We start from the raw sequence: 9,579 nt of genomic DNA, 5'->3' as shown, positions 1-9,579 counted from the left end.
GGGGGGGGCGGCCGGGGGCGGGCGGGGGGGGGGGGGGGGGGGGGGGGGGGGGGGGGGGGGGGGGGGGGGGGCCGGGCCGGGGGGGGGGGGGGGGGGGGGGGGGGGGGGGGGGGGGGGGGGGGGGGCCCCCCCCCCCCCGCCGTGTGGTCAGCCCCGCGCCGAAGCGGCCCGCCAGCCGCCCAGGACGAGGCCGGCGACCTCGGGGGCGGCGGTGCGGCAGAAGTAGTGGCCGCCCTCGGCGAGTTCGGCCAGCCGCGGCCGGTCGGCGAAGAGCGACCAGGCCTCGTACCGCTCGGCGTGGTCCGGGGTGAGCGGGTCGTCCGCGGCGTAGACGGCGGTCAGCGGGGCGGCCAGGCGCGCCCGCGGGCCCTGCTCGTCGGCGGCGAGCAGATAGCCGTTGGCGGTGGAGGAGTCGTGCCGGAAGACCGAGGCGACGAACCGCGCGTGCTCGGGGCGCAGGCTGTCGAACTCGGCGTAGCCCGTCTCCTCGACCAGCCAGCTCACGATGGACTCGTCGGCCATCGCTGCCGCCCGCTCGATGCCCTGCCGGGTGGTCGCGGCGTCGTGCAGCAGCTTGCCGCCGACGAAGACGTGGGCCGGGGCGGTGCCATCCTCCTCCAGGAGGCGTGCCGTCTCCACCGCGAGGGCGGAGCCGACGCAGTGGCCCCAGAGCATCACCGGGCGGCCGTCCGTGGAGCGGCGGATCTCCTCCACGACGCGGCGGGCCGTCTCGTCGAGCGGCGAGAACGCCTCGTCGGGGCGGCCGGCGTCGTGCCCGGGCAGTTCCACGCCGTAGACGGCCACCGCGCCACCGGCCGCGTCGAGCGCCTGGGCGAGCGGCTCGAAGTTGATCGCGTTGCCGCCCGCGTAGGGGAAGCAGACCAGGGCGCACTCGGCCGTCGCGGGCGCGGCCGACAGCGACTGCAGCAGCTGTCGCTCGCGCGGCTCCCGCTCGGCTCCGGCGGCGGCGAGGTTGGCGCGGGCGACCGCGCCGAGCGGCGCCAGGGTGGAGTTGCGCATCAGGTCGGTCAGGGTGACCAGGCCCTCCAGCTCCATGACGACGCGCATCGCGGCGAGCGAGGCGCCGCCGAGGGTGAAGAAGTTGTCGTCGAGGCCGATCCGGTCCAGCGGCACGTCGAGGATGGCGGACCACACCCGGGCGATGCGGCGGTCGACCTCGTCGACGGGCGTGCGGTCGTCGGTCTCCGGTGCGGCGGGCGCGGCGGGCGCGTCCTGCCGCGCGGTGGCGCCGAAGGTGTGGCGCACCCGCGGTCCGTCGGACAGGACCAGGCCGTCGGTGTCGCGGCGGCCGTGCCGGCCGGTGTCGACGGCGGCGAGGCCGTCGGCGACCAGGAAGACCCGGCCCTCGGTGCCGAACGGCACCGCGAGGCCGTGCTCGTCCAGGACCCGGGCCGTGTGGGCGGGGGTGCCTTCGGGCAGCAGGGCGGCCAGCTCCGCGGGCAGCGCCGCGGCGCGCTCGGCGTCGGCCAGCTCCCGGCGCTCGCCGGGGGTCAGCAGGTCGGCGAGGTGGTGCGGGGCGCCGGGGTCGGCGGTCATCTGCTCGAAGGCGGCGGTGTAGTAGGCGCCCATGCGCTCGATCTGCCACGGCTCGAAGAGGTGGGCGTGGTAGTGCAGGCTCAGCCGCACCTCGTCGTTGACGAAGTGCCGGGAGAACTCGGCGCGGAGCACGAACTCGGTCTCGGAGTTGGCCCGTACGTCGAGGAGGGAGAAGCCGTCCAGCTCCTCCAGCTGCTTGAGCAGGTAGAAGTGGGTGAAGTTGAAGGCGGTCTCGAAGAGCATGTCCTGGGTGCCCAGGTCGCTCTTCATCTGCGCCATCGGGTAGCGGCGGGCGGGCAGCAGCTCGGTCTCGGAGGCGTAGACCTGGCGGATCAGGTCCTCCCAGCTGCCGGCTCCGGTGCGCACCCGGAAGGGCACGGTGTTGAGGAAGAGGCCGATGGCGCGGGTGGCGTCCTCCGCCTCGGGGCGCCCGCTGTGCTCGTAGCCGGTCATCACGTCGCGGTCGCCGGAGACCAGGGAGAGGACCTTGGCGTGCGCGGCCATGAGGACGTTCTTGACCGGTACGGAGAGCTGGTTGGCGAGCTCCACGATGCGGTCGGACAGGCCGCGGGGGAACTCGGCCTCGTGGAAGACGACCGGGAAGACGTCCGCGTCGGCGGCCCGCCGGGTGCGCGGGAGCTCGGTGAAGGTGCTGCCCTCCAGCAGGTCCTTCCAGTAGTCCTCGTGCTCCTGCTCCGCCAGTGAACGGCGCTCCAGGGCGACGTAGTTGCGGGCGTGGTTCTCCACCGTCGCCTCGGGCAGCGGCCGTCCGTCGCGCAGCCGGTAGAAGAGGTCGAACAGGGTGGTGTGCACCAGGGTGATGCTCCAGCCGTCCAGCGCGGAGTTGTGCTGGCTGAGGCTGTAGCGGTAGAGGTCGTCGGAGAGCACGTGCACGTGCAGGCGGACCAGGCCGGGCTCGTTCCAGACGAAGCGGTACTCCTTCTCGCGCTTCGCCCAGTCGCGGTACCACTCCTCCTGCTCGGCCTCGCTCATGCCGCGCAGGTCGTCGATGTAGAGCGGCAGCGGGGCGTCCTCGTGGACCAGCTGGAGGTACTCGCTGTAGCCGGTGAGGTGGTAGCTGGTGCGGAAGATGGGGTTGTTCCGGACCAGGACGCGGGCCGCCTCCTCGAAGCACGCGGCGTCGAAGGGGCTCTGGATCATGTAGCTGAGGATGTCGTGGTACTCGGCGGTGCCGTGCGACAGCTCGCTCTGGAAGACCAGTCCGGCCTGGAGCTGGGTCATCGGGTAGGCGTCCTCGACCCCCGCCGGGACCAGGGCGCGGTCCTCGTCGGTGAGCAGCTCGAACGGGCGCAGCGGGGCGGGCCGGTCGGTGGGCCCGGACTCGGCGAGGCTGCGGGCCAGTTCGGCGACGGTGGGGTTCTGGAAGAACTGCTGGAAGGTGAAGTCGAGGCCGGTGGCGCGGGCCTTGGCGAGGACGGTGACGAAGTGGATGGAGTTGCCGCCGAGGGCGAAGAAGTTGTCGTCCGCGCCGATGTCCTCCAGGCCGAGCACCTCGCCCCAGATGCGGGCGAGTTCGGCCTCCTGCGGGGTGCGGGGGGCCACGTGGGCGGCGGTCGCGCGCTCGGGGCGGGCGGGCTCGGGCAGGGCGCGCCGGTCCAGCTTGCCGTTCGGCGAGAGCGGGAAGGAGTCCAGGACGACGACGCGCGGCGGCACCATGTACTCGGGCAGCGTCAGGCCCAGGTGGCGCCGCAGCTCGTCCTCGGTGACGGCGCCGGCCGACTGGGCGTAGCCGACCAGGTGCGTCTGGCCGTCGTCGGCCTTGCGGGCGACGACCACGGAGTCCTTGACCTCGGGGTGGCTGCGCAGCCGCTCCTCGACCTCGCCGAGTTCGATGCGGTAGCCGCGCACCTTGACCTGGTGGTCGATGCGGCCCAGGTACTCGATGCTGCCGTCGGCCAGCCAGCGGGCCAGGTCGCCGGTGCGGTAGACGCGGTCCTCGCCGGCGAGGGGGGCGGGGACGAAGCGCTCGGCGGTCAGTTCGGGGCGGCCCAGGTAGCCGCGGGCCAGGCCGACGCCGGCGATGCAGAGTTCGCCGGGCACGCCGACGGGCTGGGGGCGCAGCTGGGCGTCGAGCATCAGGATCCGGGTGTTGTCGATCGGCAGTCCGATCGGGACGCGCTCGGTGTCCTGGGGCCCGCAGGCGTGGTGGGTGACGTCGACGGTGGCCTCGGTGGGTCCGTACAGGTTGACCAGGCGGGCGGCCGGGGAGCCGGTGGCGGCGGCGATCTCGCCGAAGCGGCGCACGTGGTGGGGGGCGAGGGCCTCGCCGCTGGCGAACACCTGGCGCAGGGAGGCCAGTCGGGCCTGCTCGCCCGCGCCGGAGACGAAGTCGAGGAAGACGGCGAGCATGGACGGCACGAAGTGCGTCGTGGTGACGCGGTGCCGCTCGATCGCGGCGACCAGGGCCTCCGGGTCGCGCTCGGTGCCCGGCTCGGGCAGGCACACGGCGGCGCCCTCGAACATCCACCAGAACAGTTCCCACACGGACACGTCGAAGGACGTGGGGGTCTTCTGCAGGATGACGTCGGCCGAGCTGATCGGGTAGGCGCGCTGCATCCAGCCGATGCGGTTGACGACGGAGCGGTGCTCGATCTGGACGCCCTTGGGGTTGCCCGTGGAGCCGGAGGTGTAGATGACGTACGCCAGGTCGCGGGCGCCGCCGAGGGGGGCGGGGGTGGTGGCGTCGTCGGCGTACGCGCCCTCGTCGGTGAGGTCGAGGACCTCGCGGCCGGGGCCGGCCAGGTCGCGGTAGCGGGGCTGGGTGAGGACGAGGCGGGCGGCGCTGTCGTCCAGGACGTAGGCGATCCGCTCGGCGGGGTAGCCGGGGTCGACGGGCAGGTAGGCGCCGCCGGCCTTGAGGACGGCGTAGAGGCCGACGAGCATCTGCGGGGAGCGGTCGGCGAGGACGGCGACCAGGTCGTCGCGGCCGACGCCGCGGGCCCGCAGGGTGTGCGCGAGGCGGTTGGCGCGCTCGTCGAGCTCGGCGTAGCTCAGGCGGAAGCCGTCGCCGACGACGGCGGTGGCGTCCGGGGTGAGGGCGACGCGGCGGGCGAACAGCTCGTCCAGGCGGACGTCGTCCTCGAAGTCGGCGGCGGTGGCGTTGACCCGGGCGATCAGCTCGCGGTCGGCGTCGGCGTGCAGGTCCAGGGCGCCGAGCGGGGCGTCGGGCGCCCCGGTGGCCCCGGCGAGCAGCGCGGCGAGGTGGCCGAGCAGGCGCGCGGCGGTGGTGTCGGTGTGCCGGGCGGTGCGGTGGCGCAGTTCGAGGCGGAGGCCGTCCGTGGTCCGCAGCAGGGCGAAGGCCAGCGGGAACCGCGGCCGTTCGGCGGCTTCGGCGTCCTGGGCGCGGACGGTGTCGACGAGGACCTCGGCGAAGGGGTGGACGCCGTGGCCGGTGTCGGCGCCGAGCTCCTCGGCGAGCAGCTCGACCGGGTAGTCCTGGTGCTCCAGCGCGGCGAGGAGCCGGGTGCGTACGTCTCCGAGCAGTGCGCGCAGCGTCGCCCCGGGGCCGAACGGCAGGCGCAGGACGAGTCCTTCGGCCAGCGGCGCGGTGTCGCCGGTGGCGGTGGCGGGCACGGCGACGACGGCCTCCTCGCCGCCGGTGTAGCGCTGCAGCAGCGCGGCGACGCCGGCGGTGAGCACGGAGTGCAGGGCGGCGTCCTGGCCGCGGGTCAGCTTCTCCAGGCGGGCGTGGAGGGCGGCGTCGAGGTCGAGGTGGGCGGCGGTGTGCGGGCCGGGCGCGGCGGGGCGGCCGGGGGCGTCGGAGGGGAATCCTGCGCGCTCGGGCAGCGCGGCGAGGGCGGTGCGCCAGAAGGCGCCTTCGCGGGGGCGCTGCGCTGCCGCGACCTTGAGGCGGCCGAGTGTTTCGAGGGACTGCATGGGGTGTCTCCAGCTTTCGGGGTGGGTCAGAAGTCGAAGTCGAGGTCGGGCAGGTCCTGCGGGGCGGCCGCGGTGCGGCCGAGGGTGCCCAGGGCGGCGTCCGGGTCGGTGAGCGCCGCGTCGAGCAGGGCGAGGAGCTCGTCGCGGAACAGTTCGACGGTGGGCCGCAGGAAGAGGCTGGTGGCGTAGGCCCAGGTGGCGGTGTAGCCCTCGGGGGCGTCGTCGATCTGGAGGTTGAGGTCGAACAGGGTCCGGCCGGTGGCCTCGGGGGTCCAGCGCGGCCGGCCGCCGAGCAGGCCGACCTGGTGCAGTCCGGTGTCCTGGACGGCGAAGAGGGTGTCGAACAGCGGGTTGCGGCTGTAGTCGCGGGGGCCCGCGGCGGCGACGAGTCCGTCGAAGGGGAAGTCCTGGTGGTCGGCGGCGGCAACGGCGTGCGCGGCCACGGCCCGCAGGTGGGCGCGGAAGGGCAGTTCGGGGCCGGGGGCCACGCGCAGGCACAGCGTGTTGACGAACATGCCCTGGACCCGTTCCACGCCGGGCAGGTGGCGTCCCGAGACGGGGGTGCCGACGGTGACGTCGTCGCTGCCGCTGATCCGGCCGAGGAAGGCCGTGTAGGCGGCGAGCAGGACGTGGAAGGGGGTGACCTTCTCGGTGCGCGCCAGGTCCCGTACGGCGGCGCTGAGTCCGGCGCCGAGCGGGAACGCGAGGTGGTCGCCCTCGGTGCGGCGCACCGGCGGCCGTGGCAGGTCGGTGGGCAGGTCCAGCGGCCGGACCGGAGTGGCGTACACCTCCTCCCAGAACTCCCGCTGCCCGGAGGCGAGTTCGCGGCCCTCGGGGCCGGTGGCCCAGTGCGCGTAGTCGCGGTAGCCCAGTTCGGGGCGCGGGGGCTCGTGCCCGGCGAGCAGCTGGGCCCACTCGGTGGCGAGCAGGGTCAGCGAGTAGCCGTCGGTGAGCAGGTGGTGGACGTCGAGCAGCAGGCGGGCGCCGGATCCGGTGCGCAGCAGGGCGGCCCGCCACAGCGGGGCGCGGTGCGGGTCGAAGGCGCGGACCCAGTCCCGGGTCCAGGCGTCGGCGTCGGCGCCGGCCGGCAGGTCCGCCTCGCGCAGGTCCACGGGGAGGTGGTCGTGCACGCGCTGGTGGGAGCGGCCCGCGTCGTCCACGGCGACGTCGGTGCGCAGCACCTCGTGGCGGGCGACGAGTGCGGCCAGGGTGGTGCGCAGCAGCTCGGCCGAGGGGGCCTGGGGCAGGTCGACGACGAGCGGGAGGTTGTACGCGGTTCCCTCGGGGTCCTTCAGCTGCTCGACGTGGATGCGGTGCTGCTGGGGCGAGAGCGGGACCGGGCCGGTGCCCGCGGCTCCGGCGCGCGGTCCGCGGGCGGCCGGTGCGGCGGTGCGCAGCCGTTCGGCGAGCGCGGCGAGGGTCGGCGCGGCGAGCACCAGCGAGACGGGGCAGGCCAGTTCGAGGCCCCGGCGGATGCGGGCGGAGAGCCGGGTGGCGGTCAGGGAGCTGGCGCCGTGGGCGTCCAGCGGGTCCTCGACGCCGATCCCGGTGACGCCGAGGACGTCCTGCCACAGCTCGACCAGGGCGCGCTCCAGCGCGTCGCGCGGCGGCCGGGAGGTGCCCGCGGCGGCCGCGGGTTCGGGCAGCGCGGCCCGGTCGACCTTCCCGTTGGCGGTCAGCGGGAGGGCGTCCAGGACGGTGAGGTGGGCGGGCACCATGTGCGGCGGCAGCTGTGCGGCGGCCGCGGCGCGTACGGCGTCGAGGTCGGCGTCCTCGCCGACGAGGTAGCCGCACAGGTAGCTGTCGGTGGAGTCGGGGCGGCGCCGGGCGAGGACGACGGCAGCCCGGATCCCGGGCAGTGCGGCCAGGGTCGTCTCGACCTCGCCGGGCTCGACCCGGAAGCCGCGGACCTTGACCTGGTGGTCGGTGCGGCCGACGAAGTCGACGGCGCCGTCGGGCAGCAGCCGGACCCGGTCGCCGGTGCGGTACAGGGTGTCGCCGGGGGCGAACGGGTGCGGCACGAAGGCCTGTACGGTCAGGTCGGGGCGGCCGTGGTAGCCCAGGGCGAGGCCGTCGCCGCCGACGTACAGCTCGCCGGGGACGCCGGTGGGCAGCGGGAGGCCGGCCCGGTTGAGGACGTACGCGGTGGCGTTGGGGACCGGGCGGCCGATCGGCACCCGGGGTCCGAAGGGCTCGCGGACGACCTGGCAGGTGGAGATGACGGCGTTCTCGGTGGGGCCGTAGGCGTTGACGAGCCGCAGGCCCGGGTTGTCGGCGAGCACCTCGCGGGCGTGCCGGGCGGAGAGCACGTCACCGCCGACCAGCAGGTCGCGCAGCGGACGGAAGAGGCCCGGGTCCTCGTCGGCGAGCTGGTTGAAGAGCGCGGAGGTGAACAGGGCCGTGGTGATGCCCTGTGCGCGCAGCGCGCGGCCGAGTTCCTCGGTGTCCAGGAGGGTCTCGCGGTCCAGGATGTGCAGGGTGCCGCCGCCGAGCAGGGCGCCCCACATCTCCCAGACGGAGGCGTCGAAGCCGGTGGCGCCGACCTGGGCCATCCTGGTGGTCGCGTCGAGGCGCACGTAGTCGACGCCGCTGACCAGCCGGGTGATGCCGCGGTGCGGCACGAGGACGCCCTTGGGCTTGCCGGTGGTGCCGGAGGTGTACATGAGGTACGCGGCGTCCGCGGCGGTTCCCGACGGCGCGTCCGGCGCACCGGCGCGGTCCCCCGGCTCCCCGGACAGGTCCAGGGTGTCGAGCGCCAGGACCCGCTCGGCGAGCGGGGCGGGGCCGTCGAGGCCGCCGGTGGTGAGGACCAGGCGGGTTCCGCTGTCGGACAGCAGGTGGGTGATGCGGTCGGCGGGGTAGCCGGGGTCGACGGGCAGGTAGACGCCGCCCGCCTTGAGGACGGCGAGCGCGGCGACGACGAGCGCGGTCTCGCGGGGCATCAGCAGGGCGACCGGGTCGCCGGGCCGCACGCCCTCGGCGCGCAGCCGGTGGGCCAGCGCCTCGGCGCGCCGGTCGAGTTCGCCGTAGCCGAGCACGCTGTCGCCGTGCACCACGGCCGGGTGGCCGGGCGCCCGGCGGGCGTGGGCGGCGACCAGTTCCTCGACGCGGCTCTCGCGCGGGTAGGCGGTCGCGGTGGCGTTCCACTCGGTGAGCAGCCGGGCGCGTTCGGCGGGTTCGAGCGGGTCCAGCGCGGTGGCCGCGGTGTCGGGCGAACGGTCGGCGTGCGCCAGCGCGTTGGCCAGGTGGACGGCGTGCCGGGCGACCGCGTCGGCGCGGTGCGCGGCCGGGTCGTGCCACAGCCGCAGGGCGGGCGCGGCGCCGCTGTCGTCGAGTTCGGCGAGGAGCGGCGCGGGGTGCGGGCGGCCCTCGGGCGCGGCCGTGGTGCGGTGCGCGAGCACGGGGAGGGCCGTGTCGGCGGGCGCGTCGGCCCCGGCGGTCCCGTGGTCGGCCAGCTGCCGCAGGGCGTCGGCTTCGAGGCCGGCGAGGGTGGTGCCGGGCGCGCACCGCAGGCGCAGGGCCACCGGCCGGGCCGCGCCCTCGGGCAGGAAGCCGAGGTCGACGTCGTCGCGGCCGGTGTGGTGGTGCAGCAGCGCGGCCCAGGCGGCGAGCACCCGGGCGGGCGTCGCCGCGGCGGCGCCGGGCGCGGGCAGCGCGACGGGGAAGGGACCGTGGGCGGGGGCGGCGCCGGTCGGTCCGTACGCGCCGGCCGGGGCCGGGTCGAGGGGGCCGGGGAGCCAGTCCACGGCCGGGGCGGACGGGTCGGGGTGGCCGTTCACGGGTGCTCCTTCCGGGTCCGGGCGGGTGGGGCGCTCGCTCACGCCTGCTCCTTGGGGGCGAGGACCGCGGCGAGGCGGTTGACGGTCGGGTTGAGGTACAGCTCGCGCAGCGGCAGGGCGGGCAGGCCGCGCTCGCGCATCGCGGCGGCCAGGCGCACCGCGTACAGGGAGTTGCCGCCCAGCTCGAAGAAGCTGTCGTCGGGGCCGACGGGCACGCCGAGCACGGCCTGCCACACCTCGGCGAGGTCGGCGGCCAGGCCACCGCCGGCGGCGGGCACGCTCGCGTCCGGAGCGGCGCCGTCGGGTTCCGCCGACGGCTGTGCCAGCTGGTTCGTGGACATGGGTT

The 9,579-nt window shown here is 75.8% G+C and carries 3 protein-coding genes; all 3 read right to left on the bottom strand.

The window, feature by feature from the left end; translation table 11 throughout:
- Positions 1 to 147: 147 nt before the first annotated feature.
- Positions 148 to 5,454 carry a non-ribosomal peptide synthetase gene (locus ABT160_RS45430; protein WP_351655885.1) on the bottom strand — a complete coding sequence of 1,769 codons (5,307 nt, stop codon included), beginning with the start codon at positions 5,452 to 5,454 and terminating at the stop codon, positions 148 to 150.
- A 26-nt stretch (positions 5,455 to 5,480) separates the two neighbouring features.
- The gene (locus tag ABT160_RS45425) at positions 5,481 to 9,275 is read right to left on the bottom strand and encodes a non-ribosomal peptide synthetase (RefSeq protein WP_351655882.1); all 3,795 of its coding nucleotides are present in this window, start codon (positions 9,273 to 9,275) and stop codon (positions 5,481 to 5,483) included.
- Positions 9,272 to 9,579 (bottom strand): phosphopantetheine-binding protein (locus ABT160_RS45420; RefSeq protein ID WP_351655880.1); only part of this gene is annotated, 308 nt, incomplete at its 5' end. The genes ABT160_RS45420 and ABT160_RS45425, both read right to left, overlap by 4 nt.

Source organism: Streptomyces sp. NPDC001941, from assembly GCF_040296945.1.
In the GTDB taxonomy this organism is placed as follows: Bacteria; Actinomycetota; Actinomycetes; order Streptomycetales; family Streptomycetaceae; genus Streptomyces.
The sequence above is the reverse complement of the archived record's forward strand: the minus strand, read 5'-3'. Positions and strand labels throughout refer to the sequence as shown.

Excerpts from the sequence above, each read along its gene's own strand:
- ABT160_RS45430 (WP_351655885.1), bottom strand. The coding sequence starts at position 5,454 with ATGCAGTCCCTCGAAACACTCGGCCGCCTCAAGGTCGCGGCAGCGCAG.